The organism is Lysobacter sp. Root667, from assembly GCF_001427715.1.
Lineage (GTDB): Bacteria > Pseudomonadota > Gammaproteobacteria > Xanthomonadales > Xanthomonadaceae > Lysobacter.
In genome coordinates this window covers 40,103-60,270 of record NZ_LMHF01000009.1, presented here as the reverse complement: position 1 = coordinate 60,270, position 20,168 = coordinate 40,103, and the positions used below count along the sequence as shown (strand labels likewise).

General features: G+C 69.1%; 20 protein-coding genes. 8 read left to right on the top strand and 12 right to left on the bottom strand.

Annotation, left to right across the window (positions count from 1 at the left end):
- Positions 1-14: 14 nt before the first annotated feature.
- Positions 15-1,304 (top strand): APC family permease, encoded by a 1,290-nt coding sequence (locus tag ASD78_RS21400; RefSeq protein ID WP_056099791.1) that lies wholly within the window; start codon positions 15-17, stop codon positions 1,302-1,304.
- 97 nt (positions 1,305-1,401) lie between these two features.
- Here the strand turns inward: ASD78_RS21400 and ASD78_RS03935 are convergent, their stop codons facing one another.
- From ASD78_RS03935 to gnd, 4 genes are all read right to left on the bottom strand, one after another.
- Positions 1,402-1,887, bottom strand: coding sequence for a hypothetical protein (locus ASD78_RS03935; RefSeq protein ID WP_056098548.1), 486 nt, complete (start codon positions 1,885-1,887; stop codon positions 1,402-1,404).
- Positions 1,888-2,110: 223 nt separating this feature from the next.
- Positions 2,111-2,800, bottom strand: coding sequence for an N-acetylmuramoyl-L-alanine amidase (locus ASD78_RS03930; protein WP_082575479.1), 690 nt, complete (start codon positions 2,798-2,800; stop codon positions 2,111-2,113).
- A gap of 335 nt (positions 2,801-3,135) precedes the next feature.
- On the bottom strand, positions 3,136-3,660 hold the full coding sequence (locus ASD78_RS03925) for a hypothetical protein (protein ID WP_055909183.1): 525 nt from the start codon (positions 3,658-3,660) through the stop codon (positions 3,136-3,138).
- 83 nt (positions 3,661-3,743) lie between these two features.
- Complete coding sequence (gene gnd / locus ASD78_RS03920; RefSeq protein WP_056098544.1) at positions 3,744-4,649, bottom strand: phosphogluconate dehydrogenase (NAD(+)-dependent, decarboxylating); 906 nt, start codon at positions 4,647-4,649, stop codon at positions 3,744-3,746.
- Positions 4,650-4,801: 152 nt separating this feature from the next.
- Between gnd and ASD78_RS03915 the strand changes: the two genes are divergently transcribed.
- Together ASD78_RS03915 and ASD78_RS03910 are read left to right on the top strand one after the other, a co-directional pair.
- Entirely contained in the window at positions 4,802-5,170 is a 369-nt protein-coding gene (locus ASD78_RS03915) for a GFA family protein (protein ID WP_055909190.1), read from the top strand.
- Positions 5,171-5,344: 174 nt separating this feature from the next.
- On the top strand, positions 5,345-5,575 hold the full coding sequence (locus tag ASD78_RS03910; protein WP_056098542.1) for a hypothetical protein: 231 nt from the start codon (positions 5,345-5,347) through the stop codon (positions 5,573-5,575).
- Here ASD78_RS03910 and ASD78_RS03905 read toward each other — a convergent pair.
- Both ASD78_RS03905 and ASD78_RS03900 read right to left on the bottom strand, forming a co-directional pair.
- Positions 5,572-6,840 (bottom strand): alpha/beta fold hydrolase, encoded by a 1,269-nt coding sequence (locus ASD78_RS03905; RefSeq protein ID WP_056098539.1) that lies wholly within the window; start codon positions 6,838-6,840, stop codon positions 5,572-5,574. The two genes, ASD78_RS03910 and ASD78_RS03905, sit on opposite strands and share 4 nt — an antisense overlap.
- Positions 6,841-6,945: 105 nt before the next feature.
- Entirely contained in the window at positions 6,946-7,371 is a 426-nt protein-coding gene (locus tag ASD78_RS03900) for a RidA family protein (protein ID WP_055909208.1), read from the bottom strand.
- Between ASD78_RS03900 and ASD78_RS20500 the strand changes: the two genes are divergently transcribed.
- Positions 7,370-7,567 (top strand): hypothetical protein, encoded by a 198-nt coding sequence (locus ASD78_RS20500; RefSeq protein WP_156087572.1) that lies wholly within the window; start codon positions 7,370-7,372, stop codon positions 7,565-7,567. The two genes, ASD78_RS03900 and ASD78_RS20500, sit on opposite strands and share 2 nt — an antisense overlap.
- Positions 7,568-7,626: 59 nt before the next feature.
- Positions 7,627-8,325, top strand: coding sequence for a hypothetical protein (locus tag ASD78_RS03895; RefSeq protein WP_056098536.1), 699 nt, complete (start codon positions 7,627-7,629; stop codon positions 8,323-8,325).
- A 79-nt stretch (positions 8,326-8,404) separates the two neighbouring features.
- On the opposite strand, the gene ASD78_RS03890 is transcribed toward ASD78_RS03895, so the two are convergent.
- Positions 8,405-8,884, bottom strand: coding sequence for a nuclear transport factor 2 family protein (locus tag ASD78_RS03890; protein WP_056098534.1), 480 nt, complete (start codon positions 8,882-8,884; stop codon positions 8,405-8,407).
- A 53-nt stretch (positions 8,885-8,937) separates the two neighbouring features.
- A complete protein-coding gene (locus tag ASD78_RS03885; protein WP_056098533.1) occupies positions 8,938-9,939 on the bottom strand; it encodes an alpha/beta hydrolase in 1,002 nt (333 codons plus the stop codon).
- A 172-nt stretch (positions 9,940-10,111) separates the two neighbouring features.
- Here ASD78_RS03885 and ASD78_RS03880 point away from each other — a divergent pair, with 172 nt between their 5' ends.
- Both ASD78_RS03880 and ASD78_RS03875 read left to right on the top strand, forming a co-directional pair.
- The gene (locus ASD78_RS03880; RefSeq protein ID WP_055909220.1) at positions 10,112-10,672 is read left to right on the top strand and encodes a TetR/AcrR family transcriptional regulator; all 561 of its coding nucleotides are present in this window, start codon (positions 10,112-10,114) and stop codon (positions 10,670-10,672) included.
- Between the two features lie 204 nt (positions 10,673-10,876).
- Positions 10,877-12,583, top strand: coding sequence for a hypothetical protein (locus ASD78_RS03875; protein ID WP_056098530.1), 1,707 nt, complete (start codon positions 10,877-10,879; stop codon positions 12,581-12,583).
- Between the two features lie 90 nt (positions 12,584-12,673).
- On the opposite strand, the gene ASD78_RS03870 is transcribed toward ASD78_RS03875, so the two are convergent.
- The 4 genes from ASD78_RS03870 to ASD78_RS21395 form a co-directional block, all read right to left on the bottom strand.
- A complete protein-coding gene (locus ASD78_RS03870; protein WP_056098528.1) occupies positions 12,674-14,050 on the bottom strand; it encodes an amino acid permease in 1,377 nt (458 codons plus the stop codon).
- Between the two features lie 144 nt (positions 14,051-14,194).
- Positions 14,195-15,133, bottom strand: coding sequence for an alpha/beta hydrolase (locus ASD78_RS03865; protein ID WP_056098526.1), 939 nt, complete (start codon positions 15,131-15,133; stop codon positions 14,195-14,197).
- Between the two features lie 129 nt (positions 15,134-15,262).
- A complete protein-coding gene (locus tag ASD78_RS03860; protein ID WP_056098524.1) occupies positions 15,263-15,700 on the bottom strand; it encodes a GNAT family N-acetyltransferase in 438 nt (145 codons plus the stop codon).
- Positions 15,697-15,906, bottom strand: coding sequence for a hypothetical protein (locus ASD78_RS21395; protein WP_235566438.1), 210 nt, complete (start codon positions 15,904-15,906; stop codon positions 15,697-15,699). The genes ASD78_RS03860 and ASD78_RS21395 overlap by 4 nt, the downstream gene beginning before the upstream one ends.
- 256 nt (positions 15,907-16,162) lie before the next feature.
- Here ASD78_RS21395 and ASD78_RS03855 point away from each other — a divergent pair, with 256 nt between their 5' ends.
- Positions 16,163-20,167, top strand: a complete 4,005-nt coding sequence (locus ASD78_RS03855) for a non-ribosomal peptide synthetase (protein WP_056098522.1) — start codon at positions 16,163-16,165, stop codon at positions 20,165-20,167.
- Position 20,168: the final 1 nt, after the last annotated feature.

Here is a 20,168-nt window from a genome sequence, read left to right as displayed (position 1 = left end):
CCGCTCCCGCCCCGCTGCGCGCGGTCAGCCGCTGGCAATTGCTGGGCCTGTCGATCAACGACGTCGTCGGCAGCGGTATCTATCTGTTGCCGGCGACCGCGGCCGCGCTGCTGGGTCCGGCCAGTCTGTGGGCGGTGCTGCTGGCGGGCGCGGCGGTCAGCCTGCTGGTGCTGTGCTACGCCCAGGCCGCGAGCTACTTCGACCAGCCCGGCGGCGGCTATCTGTACGCACGCGAAGCATTCGGCGCCTTCATCGGCTTCGAGGTCGGCTGGATGCTGCTGCTCACCCGCATCGCCACCGCGGCGGCGCTGAGCAACGGCCTGGCCGAGGCGGTCGCGCATTTCTGGCCGGGCGCCGCTGCGGGCCCGGGGCGCATCGCGGTGGTGGTCGGCTCGCTGGCGCTGCTGGTCGTCATCAACATGGTCGGTGTGCGTACCGCCGCGCGCGCCGCGGTGCTGCTGGCCATCGCCAAGCTGCTGCCGCTGTTCCTGTTCGTGGCGATCGGCGCCGTGCATTTCGATGCCGGCCTGGCCGACGCCGCCGGCGCGCTGCCCGGCGATGCGATTCCCTTGCGCAACCTCGGCCAGGCGGCCTTGCTGCTGCTGTTCGCCTACGCCGGGTTCGAAAACCTGCCCGCCGCCGCGGGCGAATACCGTAACCCGCGCCGCGACATTCCCTTCGCGCTGCTGACCATGATCGCCTCGGTCACCGCGATCTATTTCGCGGTGCAATGGGTCGCGCTGGGCACCCTGCCGGGGCTGGCCGAATCCAAGGCCCCACTGGCCGACGCGGCCGCGCGCTTCGGCGGCTGGTGGCTAGCCCTGGCCCTGACCGTCGGCGCCAGCGTTTCGATCCTGGGCACCAACAACAACACGGTGATGATGGCCCCGCGCTACCTGCTCGCGCTGGCTGCCGATGGTTACGGCCCGCGCGCGCTGGCCGCGATCCATCCGCGCTTCCGCACCCCGGTGGTCGCCATCCTCGCCATCGGCCTGGTATCGCTGGCCTTGGCGCTGTCGGGCTCGTTCGTGCAACTGGCGCTGCTGTCGGTGGTGTCGCGGCTGTGCACCTACCTCGGCACCGCCGTGTCCGTGCTGGTGTTGCGCCGCCGCCATGGGGATCGCGCCGAAGCGCTGCAGCTGCCGGGTGGGCCATTGATTCCGATTCTGGCGACCTTGCTGTCGCTGGGTTTGCTGGCCAGTGCGAGCGCGCAGAACCTGATCGCCGCCGCCATCGCGCTGGCGGTGGGCGCAGTGGTTTATCTGCTGCGGCGAAAGCCGGAAGCCGGATCGCGGAACGCCTGAGGGTCCCCCGCTTCCAGCGAAAGCAGAAGACGGACACAACCGCATCTCGCCAGGAAGAACCCCGGCCGGAGCCGGGGTTCTTCGCCAAAGCGGTCGTTCAGCGCGCGCCGCCGCAGCTGGCGTTGGCGCACACGTTGCGTTGCTCCAATGCCCGATCCACGCCGCTCTTGTTGGCGCGGTTACGCGCGGAGTCGCGTTCGGCCTGGCGCTGCGCCACGGTCTTGCACACGCGCTCCACCCGATTGCTGCCCATGGCTTTGACGCGCTCGCAGACCATTCGCTCCTCGCCGCTGCGTTGCGGCGCCGCTTCGATCCAGGCCAGGGTTTCGCTGGCCTGACTGCGCTCGGCGGCGCTGAGGTCCTCGTAGCTGCGACCTTCCAGCAACTTGAACAGCGCGTCCTGGCGCGCCGACACTTCGCGGCGGGCGTCGGCCGGAAGGCCGCCGTAGCGGCCGGCACCGGTATCGAGATCGCTGCGGATCCGCTGCTGTTGCGCGACCACCGCAACCGGGTCGAACGTGGCCGCATCCTGAGCGGCGGCGATGGGCGCGACGGACAAGGCCGCGATCAGAATCAAACTCAAACGAATTGCGCGCATGGTTTCCTTTGCCTGCTGAGAGGCCGGACGACCGGTCGCGCCCGTCTCGTGTGTATGCGGGCGCGCGCGTCCACGGTCGCCCACGCCGGCGCGCGTGAGCGGCCGGCGCGATCGATGCTAAGGGAGCTAGCGAGTGCGCCGACGCGTCAACGCGATGCCGCCAAATTCGGACAAGTCGCTCAGGTGGCGTTGTCCATGGCGGCTTCCGTCATTGCGGCACGGACTGCGGCAAGGCCATCAGCTGCAGCTGCAGGTCGTAGAGAATCTCATCGTCGTCGGGCAGCCAGGCGTCGCTCTCCTGGCCGCGGTAGTGACGATGGAAGGCGCGGCGGGCAGCGGCGGGATCGCTCAGGTCGTAGCCGATCGTGCGCAGGGCGGCCCAGCGGTCGAAGCCGGGCGGCACGGCGGCGCGTTGCGCACGCGGCCACAGGCCGTAGCCGGCCTCGGCCAGGCGCTGCCAGGGAAACAGCGCGCTCGGGTCGTGCTTGCGCGTAGGTGCGATATCGCCGTGGCCGATCACCAACTGCGGCGGAATCGACAGCCGCCGGGTGATGTCCTGCAGCAGTTGCAGCAGGGTCTGGATCTGCGCTTCGGCGAACGGCGCCGCACCGTCGTTGTCGAGCTCGATACCGATCGAGGCCGAGTTGAGGTCCTCGATGCCGGCCCAGGTCGCCGCGCCGGCATGCCAGGCGCGGTCCTGTTCCGACACCAATTGGTACAGGCGGCCGTCGGCGCCGATCAGGTAATGCGCACTGACCCGGCGCTCGGGATCGCGCGCGCTGAGGACGCGCAAGGCGCCCTCGGCGCTGTCCATCTCGGTGTGGTGCAGCACGATCAGCTGCGCCCGGCGCGGGCCGTAGTTGGGCGAACCGCGCCATTCGGCGAGCGGGTTGCGCATGGGCGCGCTTGCGCAGGCGCACAGGCCGGCGAGCAGCAGCCCCACGCACACCGAGCGCAGCCAGCGCGCCGCGTTCACAGCAGCTGCGCCGCCGACGTTTTCACAGACGACCTTTCCAGGATCGGATAACGACTGCACTGTCGCGCCTCTGATTGCATCGCCGGCGGATCGTCGCACGATAGCCGCATGCAGGCGAGCCGGGGCCTGCGAATCCACGACTATGGCGGCCTCCGGCGCCCACCTGTCGCGGCCTTCGGCCAGGACGCGCACAGGCCACGGTTCCGGAGGCCGCCACCTCGATGGCGGCGGCGCCTTGGCGGATCGGGGCAGTGCGATTATTCGGCGGACGCGTTCGGCTCCGGCAGCGCCGCGGGCGCCGGCCGGCGGATCTGCCGGCGCAGGCCGATGCCGTACACCAGGTAGTAGCCGACCAGGGTCGCGGCGATCGCCATCGTCAGCGGGCTGGTCTGGGTCATCGGCATACCACCGGAGAACGCGCCGCCGGCCCAGCGCCAGGCCAGGCGCCCGATCAGCAGCAGCGACAGCGCGCCGCCGATCCAGGGGTTGGGCGTGTAGTACGCCGCCTTCAGGCAGGGCTCGACATGGGTATGGCGCAGCGCGAACACGCCGATGGCGGCGCCGATCAGGCTGCCCGCGAGCACGCCCGGCCACACATGCGGCAGCATGACCGCGCCGAAGATCAGCGCCAGCATCGCCACGCTCAGGATCGTCAGGCGCACCAGCGCGCGCGTCGGCCGATAGGCCTGGCGGCCGAACTGGCTGCGGATGCGGCGGTAGTACAACCATCCGATGCCCGCGGTGGCGAGGATCGGAGTCATGGCAGGCAGTGTCATTTGCATGGCGGCGCTCCTGGATTCAGGCGCACTTTGCGCCGGCGCCGCCGCCGCGGATAGGTGCCGGAGGTAACTTTCTGCGTGCGCCGCTAGCCGGCCTTGATCTTGTGGCCGCCGAACTCGTTGCGCATCGCCGCCAGCAGCTTGTCGGCGAACGAATCGCTCTCGCGCGAGCGCAGCCGCTCCAGCAGCGAGGCAGTGATCACCGGCGCGGCCACGTCCAGGTCGATGGCCTCGGCGACGGTCCAGCGGCCCTCCCCGGAGTCCTCGACATAGGGCGCGATCCCCTCCAGGGCCGGGTTCTTGCCCAGCGCGTCGGCGCCCAGGTCCAGCAGCCAGGACCGCACCACGCTGCCGTGCCGCCAGATCTGCGCGATCTGGTGCAGGTCCAGATCGAAGCCGGGTTTGCGCTGCATGATCGCGAAGCCCTCGGCATAGGCCTGCATCAGGCCGTACTCGATGCCGTTATGGACCATTTTGGTGAAATGCCCGGCGCCGCTGGGACCGACCCGGCCCCAACCGCGGTCCGCCGCCGGGGCCAGGGTTGCGAAGATCGGCCGCAACCGCTCCACCGCGGCCTCGTCGCCGCCGATCATCAGGCTGTAGCCCTCGGCCAGGCCCCAGATGCCGCCGCTGGTGCCGGAATCGACGTAATGCAGGCCTTGCTGGGCCAGCAGGGTCGCGCGCCGCATCGTGTCCTTGTAGTTCGAGTTGCCGCCGTCGATCACGCTGTCGCCCGGCGCCAGCAAGGGCAGCAACTGGGCAAGGGTGTCGTCGACGATCTGTCCGGCCGGCACCATCAGCCATACCGCGCGCGGCGCCGGCAGCGCCGCGACCAGTTCCGCCAGCGACGCCGCCGCCGCGATGCCGCGCGTCGCCGCCTGCTCGCGCGCCGCGGCTCCGGGGTCGTAGCCCGTCACACGATGCCCGCCGCGCACCAGGCGCTCGGCCATGTTCGCGCCCATCCGGCCCAGCCCGACCATACCCAGTTCCATCGCTCGCTCCTGTTGGCGTATACCCGCAGTGTTGGCGCCCGGGCGCGCGCTTGCAACGCCGGATCGCGCAACGCAGCGGTGCGCGGCCGCTGCTGACAGGAATTGACACCGTCCTGGGCGATCATGCGCCCAGGCCCACCGAGGATGTCCCGATGACCCTGCAAGGCAGCTGCCATTGCGGCAAGACCCGCTTCGAATTGAGCTCCGCTCCCACCGAGCTGACCAGCTGCACCTGCTCGCTGTGCAGCAAGCGCGGCGCGCTGTGGGCCTACTACACGCCCGACCAGTTCCGCCTGTTGACGCCGCTGGACGACGTGGCGACCTATCGCTGGCGCAGCCGCATCATCGCCAACCACTTCTGCGACCAGTGCGGCTGCAGCACCTACACCGAAAGCCCGAGCTGGGTCGACTTCAAGCCCGACTTCGATCACCCGAAGATCGGCGTGAACGCGCGCCTGCTCGAGGGCTTCGACCTGGACGCGGTGCCGGTGACGGTGCTCGACGGCAAGAACCTGTGGTGAGCATGGCGGCGCGGCCTGGATGCCGTGCCCGCCCACCGGCACCGTCGTCGTCCCGGCGCTGAAACCCGCGATCGACGGCGCAGCTCCGGGACGACGCCTCCTACACGCCCCGCAACTATGATGAAGGCGCGCGAGCCGGCACGGGCTCGGCGCCCTACTTCCGGCGAGGTGCACATGCCCTGGACCCGCGCACAACTCGACGCCGAACTCGCCGCGCTGGAGGCGCGCCTGTCCGAGATCGAACGCGAGGCCGATCGTCACGACGTGCTGTCGCGGTTCGCCCTGTCGGCCAATCCCATCCTCGAAGCGGCCGCCGCCGACGATTACGCGCATGCGCTGGACCGGGTCCAGGCGATGCTGGCCGCGCGCGGGTTGGTGCTGGAGGACGACGGGGTCGCCGGCTAGGCGGCGCTGGCGTCGAACAGCTCGGTGCCGTAGGCGGTCAGGCGCTCCAGTAGGCCGGCCTGATTCGCGCACTCGAAAATGCGCACCCGCCGCTCGACGAAAGCCTGCGAGGCTTCCTGCATCAGGAAAGGCAGATCCTGGTCGTCGCCGACGATGTAGATCGAAGGCTTGCCCAGGATCAGCGCCCAGCCGGCCTCGTAGATCACGCTGGACACGATCTTCTTCGGATAGAACAGGATGAAGTAGCGGCTCTCGCGCAAGGCGGCCATATCCTTGCGCAGCGCCAGTTCTTCCGGATCGAAGTCCTCCATCGTCGCCATATTCATGCCGGCGTAGAACACCGAGTCGAATCCGCAGCGTTGCTTCAGGACCTCGATCATCGCCAGCACGGTGTTGCGATTCTCGGTGTACTCGGCGTCGCCGTTGTGGCCGGCCATCGCCGCGGCCACGAACACGTCGTATTTGTAGCGGTTGAGCGCGATCTCGATGCGCTCCTTGACCCACGGGTAGACATCGCTGTCGCGGTCGGCCGGCTTGACGATGGAGGTGTGCGAGCCGCGCACCACCTTGATCCGCGACGAGGTCAGGCCGATGCCCGCGCTCAGCGAATCCACCCAGCGGTCGTGGACGGCCTCCACCGCCCAGGTCGGAATCGTGGTCCTGCGCAAGGTGCTCACGCGCTCGTCCAGGGCGATGTGGTTCTCGAAGGTGTTGTTGATCTTGAGCACCAGCCTGCCGTGCGGCTGCAGCGCACGCGCGTCGAAGGACAGGGCGCTCAGCAGCCGCGGCACCCGCAGCGAACCCAGTTGCGGCGTCGCCATCAGCACCAGGCCGGCGATGCGGTTGAGCGCGTCGTGCTCCGCGGTCTCGACCAGACGATGGATCGCGGCCTTGCACAGCAGGCCGCCCATGCTGTGGCCGATCAGGACGATGCGCTTGTAGTTCTTGAGCTGGTCGCGGATCAGGTCGGCGAACACGCGCGCCTCGTCCTCCAGTTCTATCGACTTGCCCCCGCCCAAGCGCCCGGCCGCGGTGCGGTACTGGTACATGCCGATGTCGACCTGGGGCAGGTCGTCGTACAGGAACGCCGGGAAGCGGCCCCAGGTCGCGCCCGGTCCGTAGCGGCTGCCGCCCAGGCCGTGCACGAACACCAGCAGGCTGTCGTTGACGCTGGCCGGCGTGCGCTGGTGCACGACCAGCGCTTCGTCCAGCAAGCGCGGATAGTCCGAAGGGTCGGCGTATGCGTCCTGCGCCTCGCGTTTCATCGTCGTCCTCTCCATGAACGGTGCGATCCCCGGTCTTGAAGTCCAACGGCGCAGGCGCCGGCGATGGGCCAGGGCGCAGCCTGCCGCGTCCTGGCCCCGCGCCAGTTATGCGGCCAGGGCCGCGATCGCCTCAACCTCGAACAGCATCCCGTCCAGGGCCAGGCGCGGCACCGGGATCAGCGTGCATGCCGGCTTGGCGCCGGCGCCGAACGCGGCCTCGAGCTCGGCGCCGAACACGTGCAGCCGCTCCTCGCTGTGGTCGACGATCAGCACGGTGAGCTTGGCGACATCGACGGTGGCCGCGCTGGCCGACGCCAGGGCGATCTTCAGATTCTCCAGCGCCTGCCGTACTTGGTCGCGGAAGTCGGGCGACAGGCGGCCGTCCTGGGTTTCGCCGCCCTGCCCCGCGACCAGCAGCCAGCGCGCCGCGCCGCTGACGCTGGCCAGATGGGAATAGCCGTTGGGAGCGGGGTCGTACAAGGCGGCCGGATTGGAGAGGGTCAGTACCGGGGTCTGTCGGAAGCTGGTCATGGTCGTCCTGATGCGGGGAGGTGTGCTGTGCGACATGGAGACCGCGGCGGTGCGATCAAGCGCGCGCCGCGCGGCCGCCCTGGTCGGCGGATACGGAAACGACGATCCGATGTGCGCCGGCGTGACGTCGCCGGACCTCGCATTCATCGCCGCGCCGCCCGCAAAGCTCACAGCCGCGGCCGCGCCGCGTTGGTAACGACAGGCGGACCCGTGCGCGCGTCCGCCGTCCCTACCACGTGCGCACGGAGAAGCGACATGAGCCCTGCAACACACAAGTTCGCCCATGCACTGCTGGGTGCGACGTTCTGGCTGGCCCTGCTGGGTTGGAGCGGCCAGGCCCTGGCGGCCTGTCCGGGCGCCAGCCCCTGCGAAACCATCAACGTCTATCGGATCCAGTCGTGGCCGACGATCCAGTTCGACGCCGCCGGCCGCCCCCTGATCTCGATCCAGGAAGCCAACGGCGCCGACGAAAAGGCCTTCAAGGTCGCCGTCAGCGGGCAGACCGCCTCGACGGCGCTGGCGATCCGCTACAACGTCACCCGCATCGAGGATCCGCCGAACGACTACTGCGAGTGCAACCTAGAGAACAACGCCAAGGGCTGTCCCTCCAGCCTGCCGCCGCTGCAACTGCATCAGTGCTCGCGCGTCTGCCGTCGCGGCAATCTGGCCTGCACCGGCACCGGCTTCAACGTCAAGCAGGACAGCGGCGGCAAGTGGTATTCCTTCCCCGCGGCGACCCAGTGCGGCGGCGTGCGTGTGAACTGGAAGAAGCACAGCTTCGGCGCGGTCAAAGCCACCTCCTGCGATTGGCTGGAGAACTCGCGCGTGATCAAGACGGTCGGTTGCATCGCCACCGCGCTGGCCACCGCCCCGGCCCCGAGCCTGGACGCTCTGTTCAACAACAACGCGATCTGCCCCGCCATCGCCGAAGCGACGCTGGTGTACATCCCCTGAGCTGGGCTGCGACCGGCCCCGCGCGCTCGCCGGTCCGGCGGGCGCGCTCTTTTGGCCGGCACCGAAGACCGGCCGGCGCCTACAGTCCCAGATCGCTCAGGCCCGGATGATCGAGCGGGCGGCGGCCCGCGGCGTCCCAATGGAACTTGCGCTCGCCGGCGTCGATCGCCAGGTCGTTGATCGACGCGTGGCGCTGGCGCATCAGACCGCGTTCGTCGAATACCCAATTCTCGTTGCCGTAGGCGCGAAACCAGCGGCCGTCGTGGTCGCTCCATTCGTAGGCGAAGCGCACCGCGATGCGGTTTCCGCCGTAAGCCCAGAGTTCCTTGATGAGCCGATAGTCGAGTTCCTTCGCCCATTTCCGGGTCAGGAAATCGACGATCGCGTCGCGACCGCGAAAGAACTCGGCGCGATTGCGCCATTGGCTGTCTTCGCTGTAAGCCAGGGCGATGCGCTCGGGATCGCGACCGTTCCAGGCGTCCTCGGCGGCGCGTACCTTGGCCAGCGCGGTTTCCAGAGTGAAGGGCGGAAGCGGCGGGCGCGATTCGGTGGGGTTCATGGCTGTCTCCTGGATGGCGGCGCTCCGGAATTCCGGAGCGCCGCGAGGCTGGTTCAGTGCTTGGCGAGGAATTCGCGGATCAGCTTGGCGATCTGTGGGCTCTGGGTTTCCAGGGCGAAATGACCGGCATCGAGCAGATGCACTTCGGCCTTGGGGTTGTCGCGACGGTAGGGTTCGGCGCCCGCGACCAGGAAGATCTGGTCGTTCTTGCCCCAGATCACCAGGGTCGGCGGCTGGTACTTGCGAAAGTAGGCCTGCCATTGCGGGTACTTGGGCAGGTTGTTGCGGTAGTCGTAGATCATCGCCAACTGGATGTCGGTGTTGCCGGGCCGGTCCAGATAGGCCTGGTCGAGCGCGTAGGCATCCGGGCTGACCAGGGTCGGATCAGGCTCGCCGTGGAGGTATTGCCAGCGCGTGCCGTCCGGGGTCAGCGCGGCCTTACGGATGTGCTCGCGGTTCTCGGCGCTGTTGTCGTTCCAGTAGGCCTTGATCGGATCCCAGAACTTGCCGATGCCTTCCTCGTACGCGTTGCCGTTCTGCACTATCAGCGCACTGACGCGCTCGGGATGCTGGGAGGCCAGGCGGAAGCCCACCGGCGCGCCGTAATCCATGAGGTAGAGCGCGTAGCGCGGCAGCTCCAGCTGTTGGGTGAACTTGTCCATCAGCACGGCGTAGTGGTCGAAGCTGTAGTCGAACTGCGCGGGTGCGGGCATGGCGCTGCGGCCGAAACCCGGGTAGTCGGGGGCGATGACGCGGTAGCGGTCGGCCAGGCGTGGGATCAGGTCGCGGTACATCTGGCTGGAGGTCGGGAAGCCGTGCAGCAGCAGCAATACCGGCGCGTCGCGCGGGCCGGCTTCGCGATAGAAGATCTCCACGCCATCGACGCTCGTGGTGCGGTAATGGATGGCAGCCGTGTCGTGGCGCGATGCGCTGGCGGATGGTGCCGGGTCTTTGGCCAGCGCCAGCGGAGCCGCGAAAGCGGTCGCCGCGGCCAGCAGCAGCGATGCGCTGGCGCGCAGGAGACGCGAGGAGGGTCGTGCGGATAGGACGGACATGGGGTGGCTCCGGGGTGGATGGGCGTTCTTGTACCGAACGATCGGTACAATAGATCTCGAACCCGAACCAGTCAACGACGCCGATGCGGACACAGCGTTGCATCGATGGATGCGTTGACCGCGCCCCTGCCCCGGGCCATATTGGACCGATCGTTCCAGTCGACCTGCCGCCATGCCCGCCCCTCTCCTGCCCCGTGATGCCGTGGTCGACCGCCTGTTGGGCGCGTTCCGCCGCTACGGCTACGACGCCGCGTCCTTGGGCCAGCTGTCCCAGGCCACCGGCCTGGGACGCTCCAGCCTGTATCACTACTTTCCAGGCGGTAAGGAGGAGATGGCGCGCGCCGTGTTCGATCGCGTGGACGCCTGGGTGCACGACGAGATCCTCGCGCCGATGCAGGGCGCCGGCACCCCGGAGCGCAGGCTGGCCAAGGTGATCGCAGCCTTGGACAGCTTCTACGCCGGCGGCACCGAAGCCTGCCTGTTCGGCAACCTGGTCGTCGGCGATGCGCAGGCGCTGTTCCAGGATCGTCTCAGCGTTTCGCTGCGCGGCCTGATCGACGGATTCGCGCGGCTTGCGCGAGAGAAGGACGGCGTGTCCGCACGCGAGGCGCAGCGACGCGCCGAAGATGCGGTGGTGCGCATCCAGGGCGCATTGATCGTTTCGCGCGGCATCGACAATCCCGATCCGTTCCGCCGCGTGCTCAACACCCTGCCGCAACAGCTGTTGGGCTGATCGCACAGGCGGCACCGCTCCTCCAGGCAGGCCAAAGGATGGCCCGTCCCGCGTGTCGCATCCGCGCAAGAGAATGGACGAGTCGTCGCCGACCGTTCGTCGCTCGCCTGGCCGATCCTTCGCCTCCGAATCGTTCGTCTCTTGGGAGTGGCGCCCGCCCCTGGCGGCGCAGGACGGATTCGTAGGACGACAAGGAGGTTGGCCATGCCGAACAGCGCGGACATGCTGTGGTTCAAGACCCGTTTCGCAGCGCGCGTCGTGCCTGCGCTGGCCGGCACCCCGCTCACCCTGGACCTGATCACCGCGCTGGCCTGCCAGGAAACAGGCGAGGTCTGGCCGGTGCTGCGACGCAAGTCGATGAGCGAGGAGCGCATCCTGGCCCTGTGCGTGGGCGACACGCTCGATTCCAACGCCGGCCGCAGCGCCTTCCCCAAGACCAAGACCGAACTGGTGGCGGCCTCGCGCGGCGACGAGATGTTCGCGATCGCGCGCAAGGCTCTGGTCGACATGGCGGTGCACATCGAGGCCTACCAGGGCGCGGCGTCGCGGCCGAACAAGTTCTGCCACGGCTTCGGCATGTTCCAGCGCGACCTGCAGTTCTTCCTCGACGATCCCGACTACTTTCTCGAACGCCGCCACGAGCGGTTCGAGCAGACCTTGGCGATGTGCGTGGCCGAACTCAAGCGCGGGCTGCGCAAGCTGCGGCTACAGGATCGCGCATTGCTGACGACGATGGAGCTGGCCTCGGTCGCGATCGTCTACAACACCGGTGGCTTCCGCCCCGAGCGCGGCCTGCGTCAGGGCCATTTCGACGGCACCCGCTTCTACGGCCAGGCGATCTTCGATTTCATCCGCCAGGCCCAGACCGTGCCGACGCCCGACGCGCCGGCGCCGCTGCCCACGCCGCTGCCCGGCGAAGCGCCGGTGCCGCCGCCCAGGCCGATCGCCGCGACCGGCCCGTTCTTCCGCGTCGACACCCGCGTTTCGACCCTGCGCCTGCGCCGCGAGCCGCGCATCAGCCGCCCGCCTACCGCCAACGTTCAGGCCGAACTGCCCGACGGGCATCCGGTGCGCGCGGTCACCGGACGCGCCGTCAACGGTTTCATGGAAGTCGAGACCAGTCTGTTCGGCGCGTTGCTGCGCGGGTTCTGCTCGACCGATTTCCTGGTCCGCGACAGCAGCATCGTCGACATCCCGATCGTCGAGCCCGTGCGCGATCCGCCGCGCGCCGGCGTGGTCGCGGTGTTCATGCCGCGCCGGCCGGGCCGGGTGACCCGGCGCCGCGACGCGGCCGGCGCGCATTCGCTCAACGAAGACGGCCAGCCCGAACGCTCCGGTTCCACCGCACTGGAGCTGCGCGAGGACCTGGGCGCGATCATCGACTGGCTCGCGGTCGACAAGGCCTCGCACAAGCGCTACCAGCCGCACTCGGGGCTGACCTTCTGCAATATCTACGCCCACGATTACTGCCACCTAGCCGGCGTCTACCTGCCGCGGGTGTGGTGGAGCACGCCGGCGATCGAGAAGCTGCGCCGCGGCCAGACCGTCGAGCCGTTGATCGCCGACACCATTTTCGAGATGCGCGCCAACGACCTGTTCCGCTGGCTGCGCGACTTCGGCCCCGAGTTCGGCTGGCGCCAGGTGAGTTCGCCCACGCGCCTGCAGGAAGAAGCCAACCAGGGCGCGGTCGCCCTGATCGTGGCGCGGCGCAAGATCGAGGGAAAATCCGGCCACATTCTGCCGGTGGTGCCCGAGACCGAAACCGAGCATGCGCACCGCACCGCCTCCGGCGAGGTCGACCGGCCGCTGCAGAGCCAGGCCGGCGCCAGCAACTTCCGTTACGGCACCGGCACCGCCAACTGGTGGAAGGACGAGCGCTTCGCCGAAAGCGCATTCTGGGTCCACGCCTGACGCCTCAGGCGACGCAGCGCGGTCAGGGGGCCGCGCTGCGTAACTGGGCGCGTCAGGCAGAAGCGGGCCGGGCCAAGCCGGCGCCGTGACTCAGACGCACGTGCGCATCCGCCGCGCGATCTCGCTGATCGCGGCGATGACCAGGGTCAGCGCGATCGTCGACAGCAGCTGCATGCGCGGCCCCTCGGTGAGCAGGGCCAGCGCGATCACGCCGCCCAGCAGCGCCAGACCCAGCCAGGTCAGGTAGGGAAAGGCGTTCATCCGAAACGGCAGCGGCGTGCCCTCGCGGTCGGCGCGACGGCGCAGGATCAACTGCGACAGCAGCGACATGCCCCATACCAGCAGGCAGGTCGAACCGACCACGTTCAGCAGCGCCGGCAGCACGCGCTCCGGATACCACAGCTCCAGCAGCGCAGCGAAGAAGCCGAACGCGACGCTGGCCAGCACCGCGGCCACCGGCACCTGGCGACGATCGACGCCGGCCAGGAAGCGCGGCGCCTCGCGGCGTTCGGCCAGCGAATAGATCATGCGCGAAGCGCCGTAGAGGTTGGCGTTGAGCGCCGACAGCAGCGCGATCACCGCGACCAGGGTGATCGCAGCCGCCGCGCCCGGAATATTGGCGACCTGCAGCACCGCGGCGAACGGCGACTTCAGCGACTCGCTGGTCCACGGCACCACCGCGATGATGACGCTGACCGAGCCGATGTAGAACACCAGGATGCGCCAGGCCACGGTGCGGATCGCGCGGGTGATGCTGCGCACCGGATCCTGGGTCTCGGCCGCGGCGACCGCGACGATCTCGGTGCCGCCGAAGGCGAAGATCACCACCAGCAGCGCCGCGCCCACGCCGGCCCAGCCCTTGGGCGCGAAGCCGCCGTGATCGACGAAGTTGGACAGGCCCGGCGAGCTCACGTTCGGCAACCAGCCCAGCAACAGGGCCGCACCGACCGCGATGAAGGCGAGGATCGCGACGACCTTGAGGATCGCGAACCAGAACTCGAAGGCGCCGAAATTCTTGACGCCCAGCAGGTTGATCGCGGTGAACACGGCCATGAACAGCAACGACATCATCGCCACCGGCAAACCCGGCCAGACCGTCGCCAGCAGACCGGCCGCGCCCACCGACTCGGCCGCGATCACGATCACCAGCTGCGCCCACCACAACCAGCCCAGGGTCGCGCCGGCGGTGGCGCCCATGGCGTCGGCGGCGTAGACCGAGAACGCGCCGCTGGCTGGCTTGGCCGCGGCCATCTCGCCCAAGGCGCGCATCACGATGATCACCAGCACGCCGGCGATCAGGTAGGACAGCAGCACCGCCGGACCGGCCGCCTGGATGCCCACGCCCGAGCCCAGGAACAACCCGGCGCCGATCGCGCTGCCCAGGCCCATCATCACCAGCTGACGCGGTTTCATCGCGTAGCCGAGCTGGGTTTCGTCGGGGCGGGCGGTCTCGGTCTGGGAGTTCATTCGGCCATCGGCAAGAGTGCGGCGGAGGCCGAACGATACAGCAGGCGGGGTCGGGGCGCGGGTGCCGGTCCGCGCCCCGAGGCCGAGGGCGCTAGGGCTGTCCGCGCTCACCCTCGGCACCACCGGAGCCAGCCGGTCCGCGGCTTACTTCGCCGCCTGCACCTGCTCCGCCCAGCTCTTCACGTCGCTGGTGCCGTCCAGGAACGGCAGCGCCGTCGTGGCCAGGCGCGGCGAGGCGAAGATGTCGTAGTGGGTCAGGTCGGGCAGGATCGCCAGACGGTTCCTGGACAGGGTCTCGCGGCCCCAGCCGGCGTCCTGCAGGCCGCCGCCGAGCAGCTGGTAGAACTTGATCACGTGCTCGGGGCGATACATGTCGCCGTCGCCGTAGACCAGCATCACCGGCATCTGCAGTTGCTTGACCTCGGCCGACCAGTCGTAGTGACCGCGCATGAAATCGCCGAGGGTGTCTAGCAGGCGCGGGAACTCGCCGACGTTCGGCGCTACCGCCGCGTAGTTCAGGTACATCGGCGTGTCCTTCATCATCGGCGCGGCGGCGGCGGTCAGGCCGTTCTGCTGGGCGCGGATGCCGGGGTAGTAGCCGTCGTCGGAATAGGCGCCCGACACCAGCACCAGCCGGCGCACGCTCGCCGGCCGCTGGATCGCCATGCGCAGCGCCACGCAGCTGCCCAGCGAGTAACCCATTACGTCGACCTGCGGGTGGCCAAGCTTGCCGACCAGCGCGGCCATGTCGCCGCCGCCGGACTGGCAGCTGAAGGGCCGCTGGCCCAGCGGGGTGCGGCCATGACCGTGCAGATCGACCGCGATCACCTGCCGGTGCTCGCTCAGTTTCGGCATCAGCGGGGCGAACATTTCGATCGAGCCCAGGCCGCCGTGCAGCAACAGCAGGGGCTCGCCCTTGCCGCGGATCTCGTAGTAGTAGTCGACACCATCGATGCTCTGGCGGCCCTTGATGACCTCCGCGCTGATGTTGACGACGGGTCGCGCTTCGGCCGCCGGTGCGGCGACGGGCAGCAGGACGGCGACAGCGGTATAGGCCCACAGGGCCAGCGTTGCGAACTTCATGATCGGTCTCCGATGAGGTCCGGCGTCGGATTGACGCCAAAATCCTGGTCTCACTGGAGCGACGAACCAGGCAGGCACGAATCGACATGCGGCCGGAAATTTTTTTTTTGAGACCCCGCGCCGGCGTACTCAGTCTTCCTCGACTAGGCCCGTCGCCAGCGCCCGCTCGCGGTTCTGGAAGATCGCCATGGCGGTGCGCATGCGCAGGAAGCCGAGTTTGCGGTAGAAGCCCTCCTTGCCCGGGTTGGCGTAGAGGATGATCTTGCGATGGCCGGCCGAGAGCGTGGTCAGGCGCTCGATGATCGCCTTGCCCAGACCGCTGCCCTGGTACTGCGGGTGCACCGCGACATCGCACAGATAGGAGCAGTCCAGGCCATCGGCCAAAGCGCGGCCGGCGCCGACCAGTCGGCCGCCGTCGTAGGCGAAGCACACATATCGGCTGTTGCCGAACACCACTTCCAGATCGCGTGCGGGCTTCTCGCCCAACGGGGCGATCCGGTACAGCTCGGACAGTTCGTCCCAGTCGATTCGGTCGCGGTCCAAGTGCCATTCCAGCGTCGTCGTCACGTGGGCAGTCCGTTGTTCTTCGAGTTCGGGCCCGACGCGCGGGCGGCGTCGGGATCGGCGATATCGTACTTCGCGGATCGGCCGGGATGCTGCAGAGGTGGCGGCCGGGATTTTGCCGGAGCGCATCGGCCGCTTTCGGCTTCGTCGAAACCTTGCTCCACCGCAGCGGCGATGCACGAAATGCAGGCACGATCGCGTTCGCCCACCGCAACACGATGCGGATCTCTAGTGGTTTTCACTCAGGACGCGACCGATTTCGCAAGCATCGCGTGACGTCGGCGTGACGTTGTGCAGGTGCACAACGAATCCACAATCGGCTTCACAGTTCTGCTTGCGCAGTAATGGCAACCTGTAAACGAGTCCGGCACTGGACTCCTCTCGAACACGTCAGGACGACGACATCGCAACGGGCGCGGCAGGCAGGCCGCAACCGTTTCGTCGATGTGCACAAGGAGCGGTGCGATGAACGATGCGCGTGCAGTTTCGTTGCCCCTGTCCGTGGCCCAGCTCGGTCTCTGGTTCGGCCAGAAGCTCGCCGGGCCGGGCGCCAACTTCAATCTCGCCGAAGCCATCGATATCCGCGGCTGGATCGACCCTGGGCTGTTCCTGCGCGCCTTGCGCCAGGTGTCGTCGGAAGCCGAGGCCCTGCGCCTGCGCCTGATCGATGTCGACGGCGTTCCGCGTCAATGCATCGTCGGCACCCGCATCGACGATTTCCCCTACTTCGACTTCAGCGACGACAGCGATCCGGCCGCCGCGGCCGAACGCTGGATGGCCGCCGAACTGTCGGCCCAGGCCGAGCTGGACGACAGCCCGATGTGGGCTTGCGCCTTGTTCAAGCTCAGCCACGAACACCACGTCTGGTACCACCGTGCCCATCACATCGTCCTGGACGGCTACGCAGGCGGCCTGATCGCGCGACGCGTAGCCGAGATCTACTCGGCCTACGCGCTCAACCGTCAGCCCGAGGCCAGCGGCTTCCATTCGCTGGCCTCGCTGCTCGAAGCCGAAGACGCCTACCGCGCCTCGGACCGCTGCCGCCGCGACCGCGAGTACTGGCATGAGCAACTCGCCGAACTGCCCGAACCGGTGACGCTGTCGCGACGCCGCTCGCGCGGCGACGGCGGGCTCCGGCGCAGCAGCGGCTTTCTGTCCGGCGACAGCACGCGCCGGCTGCGCGCATTGGGTAAGGAACGCTCGGCGAGCCTGCCGCAGGTGCTGATCGCGCTGGTCGCCGCCTACTACTTCCGCGCCACCGGCGCCGCCGACCTGGTCCTGGGCATGCCGGTCAGCGGCCGGGTCAACCATCAATTGCGGCATACGCCGGGCATGCTCGCCAACGCGGTGCTGCTGCGCCTGCGGATGACGCCGACCCAGACCGTGAGCGAGCTGATCGCCCAGGTCGCACGCGTGGTCGCCCAGGCGCTGCGCCATCAGCGTTACCGCTACGAAGACCTGCGTCGCGAACTCGGCCTGGTCGGCCAGGGCCAGCGCGTGGCCTGGCTTGGGGTGAACATCGAGCCCTTCGATTACGCGCTCGACTTCGGCGGCGCGAGCGGCGTGCCGCGCAATCTGTCCAACGGCTCGGCCGAGGACCTGACCGTGTTCGTCTACGACCGCGGCGACGACGGCGGCCTGCGTTTCGACTTCGACGCCAACCCGGCGCTATACGACGCGGCCGAGCTGGACGAGCACCGCCGGCGCATGCAGCGCCTGATCGACGCCGCGCTCGCCGATCCCGACGCGACGCTGGGCAGCATCGATGTGCTCGGCGAGGAAGAACGCGAACGCCTGCTGCGGCGCTGGAACGACACCATCGCGCCGGTGCCCGCGCAGACCCTGCCGGCGCTGTTCGCCGAACAGGCCTGGCGCAGTCCCGAGGCCACCGCGGTGCGCTACGGCGAGCGCCGCCTGAGCTATCGCGACCTGCATGTGCGCTGCCTGCACGAGGCCAACCGCCTGATCGAACGCGGGGTCGCCCCGGGCCAGATCGTGGCGATGGCGCTGCCGCGCGACGAGAACCTGCTGGTGGCGATGCTGGCGATCGGCTTCGCCGGCGCGGCGTATCTGCCGCTGGATCCCGATACGCCCGACGAACGCCTGGCGAGCATGCTGGCCGACGCCCAGCCGGCGCTGTTGCTGACCTCGCCGCGGCTCGCGCCACGGCTCGCGCGCCTGGGCACGCCGCTGGCGACACTGGCGCCGGCCGACGTCGTCGCCGCGCTGGCGACCCCGCGCGCTTTCGACCTGTCCACGCCCGAGGCCACCGCGTACATCCTCTACACCTCCGGTTCCACCGGCCGGCCCAAGGGCGTCGAGGTCAGCCATCGCAACCTGGGCAACCTGCTCGAAGCGATGCGCCGCCAGCTCGCACCGATCGCCAGCGACCGCTTCCTCGCGGTCACCACGGTGGTCTTCGACGTTGCCGCGCTGGAACTGTTCCTGCCTTTGATAGTCGGCGCGCAGACGGTAATCGCCGGCGGCGACATCGTGCGCGACCCGCCGCGCCTGGCGGCCTTGATCCGCGAACACGGCATCGGCTACATGCAGGCGACGCCGTCGCTATGGCGCATGCTGCTGTCCAGCGGCGACACCGACCTGTCCGGCGTGCACGCACTGGCCGCCGGCGAGGCCCTGTCCGGCGAACTGGCGCAGCGGCTGGCGCGGCTCGCGGACAAGGTCAGCAATCTCTACGGACCGACCGAGACCACCGTCTACTCCACCGCGATCGAGTTGTCGGACGCCGACCTGGCCGCGCCGCCGATCGGGCGGCCGATTCTCAACACCCGCCTGTACGTGCTCGACGCCGGCGGCAGTGCGGTTCCGACCGGCTGCCCGGGCGAGCTGTACATCGCCGGCGCCGGCGTCGCCAAGGGCTATCTGCATCGGCCGGAGTTGACTGCCGAGCGCTTCCTGCCCGACCCCTTCGATCGCGACGGCGGCCGCATGTACCGCACCGGCGACGTGGTGCGCTGGCGCGAGGACGGCGTGCTCGAATACCTGGGCCGCAGCGATCAGCAGATCAAGATCCGCGGCATCCGGGTCGAGCCGGGCGAAATCGAGAGCCGGCTGCTCGAACACGCCGATATCGCGGACGCGGCGGTGATAGCCGAGCCCGCCGGCAGCGAAGGCGGCGTGCGTCTGAACGCGTATATGGTGCCCGTCGCCGGCGCCACGCTGCAGGTCGATGCGCTGCGCCGCCATCTCGCCGAGCGCCTGCCCGACTACATGATTCCCAGCGCCCTGGTGCCGGTGCCCGCGCTCCCGCTGACGCCCACGGGCAAGCTCGACCGCAAGGCCCTGCCCACGCCCGAACGCGGCGAGCGCAGCGGCTTCATCGCACCGCGCACGCCGGTGGAGCGCAAGCTCGCGGCGATCTGGGCGGAACTGCTGGGCCTGCCGCGCATCGGCATCCACGACAGTTTCTTCGAGCTCGGCGGCGATTCGCTGATCGCCGCGCAACTGATCGCGCGCCTGCCCGATCGCTTCGGCAAGCGCTTGCCGGTGGCCAGCCTGTTCGAAGCCTCGACCATCGCCGGCTTGGCCGCGCTGCTGGAGCGCACCGACCACGAGCACGGCGATCCGCTGGGCGCGGTGCTGTCCTTGCGCAAGCCGACCTCCTCCACCGCGGCGCCGCCGCGTCCCTTGTTCTGCATCCATCCCATCGCCGGGCTCAGCCTGGGTTACTCCGGCCTGCTCCGTCACCTCGATCCTTCGATGCCGGTGTACGGACTGCAGTCGCGCGGGCTGCGCGGCATGGAACCGTTGCCGGCCAGCATCGACGAAATCGCCGCCGACTATCTCGCCCAGATCCGCCGCATCCAACCCGAGGGCCCGTATCGCCTGCTCGGCCGTTCGCTGGGCGGGCTGATCGGCCATGCCATCGCTGCGCAGTTGAACGAGCAGGGCGAACGAGTGGAGCTGCTGGCGATGATCGACAGCTATCTGTTCTCGGCACCGACCCAGACGCACGACCCGGCCGACGAAGTACGCGCGGCGCTGGGCTTCCTCGGCATCGCCGCGGATCGCGGCCCGGCGCCGCGCAGCCTGGACGAACTGGCCCCGGCCCTGCTCGCCCACAACGCGCGTTCGATGCCGCTGCTGCGCGAGATCGCGCGCGACCACCCGCGCTTCGTCGAGCATGCATTCGCGGTGATGCGCAACAACCTCACGCTCGCGCGCCGGCACGCGCCGCGCAAGCTCGATCTGGACCTGGTGTATTTCCACGCCACACAGCGCCTGGGCGACCCGTCGGGGCTGATCGAGCACGACCCGGAGACCTGGCGGTCCTATGTCGGCGGCCGCTTCGAACTGCATGCGCTGGACTGCCATCACGAGAGCGTGCTCGACCACGCGCCCGCCGCGCGCATCGGCCAGGTGCTGCGCCAACGCCTGGACCTGTTGCAACGGCCGGCCGTGGACGCGCTCGACGACGACAGGCAGGCATGGTCGGTGGTCCATGCCTGAG

Coding starts and splice junctions, on each gene's coding strand:
- ASD78_RS03925 (WP_055909183.1), bottom strand. CDS start 3,660: ATGCAAATGACACTGCCTGCCATGACTCCGATCCTCGCCACCGCGGGC.
- ASD78_RS03895 (WP_056098536.1), top strand. CDS start 7,627: ATGAGCCCTGCAACACACAAGTTCGCCCATGCACTGCTGGGTGCGACG.
- ASD78_RS03885 (WP_056098533.1), bottom strand. CDS start 9,939: ATGTCCGTCCTATCCGCACGACCCTCCTCGCGTCTCCTGCGCGCCAGC.
- gnd (WP_056098544.1), bottom strand. CDS start 4,649: ATGGAACTGGGTATGGTCGGGCTGGGCCGGATGGGCGCGAACATGGCC.
- ASD78_RS03930 (WP_082575479.1), bottom strand. CDS start 2,800: ATGCGCAACCCGCTCGCCGAATGGCGCGGTTCGCCCAACTACGGCCCG.
- ASD78_RS03905 (WP_056098539.1), bottom strand. CDS start 6,840: ATGAAACGCGAGGCGCAGGACGCATACGCCGACCCTTCGGACTATCCG.
- ASD78_RS03870 (WP_056098528.1), bottom strand. CDS start 14,050: ATGAACTCCCAGACCGAGACCGCCCGCCCCGACGAAACCCAGCTCGGC.
- ASD78_RS03880 (WP_055909220.1), top strand. CDS start 10,112: ATGCCCGCCCCTCTCCTGCCCCGTGATGCCGTGGTCGACCGCCTGTTG.
- ASD78_RS03865 (WP_056098526.1), bottom strand. CDS start 15,133: ATGAAGTTCGCAACGCTGGCCCTGTGGGCCTATACCGCTGTCGCCGTC.
- ASD78_RS03875 (WP_056098530.1), top strand. CDS start 10,877: ATGCCGAACAGCGCGGACATGCTGTGGTTCAAGACCCGTTTCGCAGCG.
- ASD78_RS20500 (WP_156087572.1), top strand. CDS start 7,370: ATGGTCGTCCTGATGCGGGGAGGTGTGCTGTGCGACATGGAGACCGCG.
- ASD78_RS03910 (WP_056098542.1), top strand. CDS start 5,345: ATGCCCTGGACCCGCGCACAACTCGACGCCGAACTCGCCGCGCTGGAG.
- ASD78_RS03890 (WP_056098534.1), bottom strand. CDS start 8,884: ATGAACCCCACCGAATCGCGCCCGCCGCTTCCGCCCTTCACTCTGGAA.
- ASD78_RS03900 (WP_055909208.1), bottom strand. CDS start 7,371: ATGACCAGCTTCCGACAGACCCCGGTACTGACCCTCTCCAATCCGGCC.
- ASD78_RS03855 (WP_056098522.1), top strand. CDS start 16,163: ATGAACGATGCGCGTGCAGTTTCGTTGCCCCTGTCCGTGGCCCAGCTC.
- ASD78_RS03915 (WP_055909190.1), top strand. CDS start 4,802: ATGACCCTGCAAGGCAGCTGCCATTGCGGCAAGACCCGCTTCGAATTG.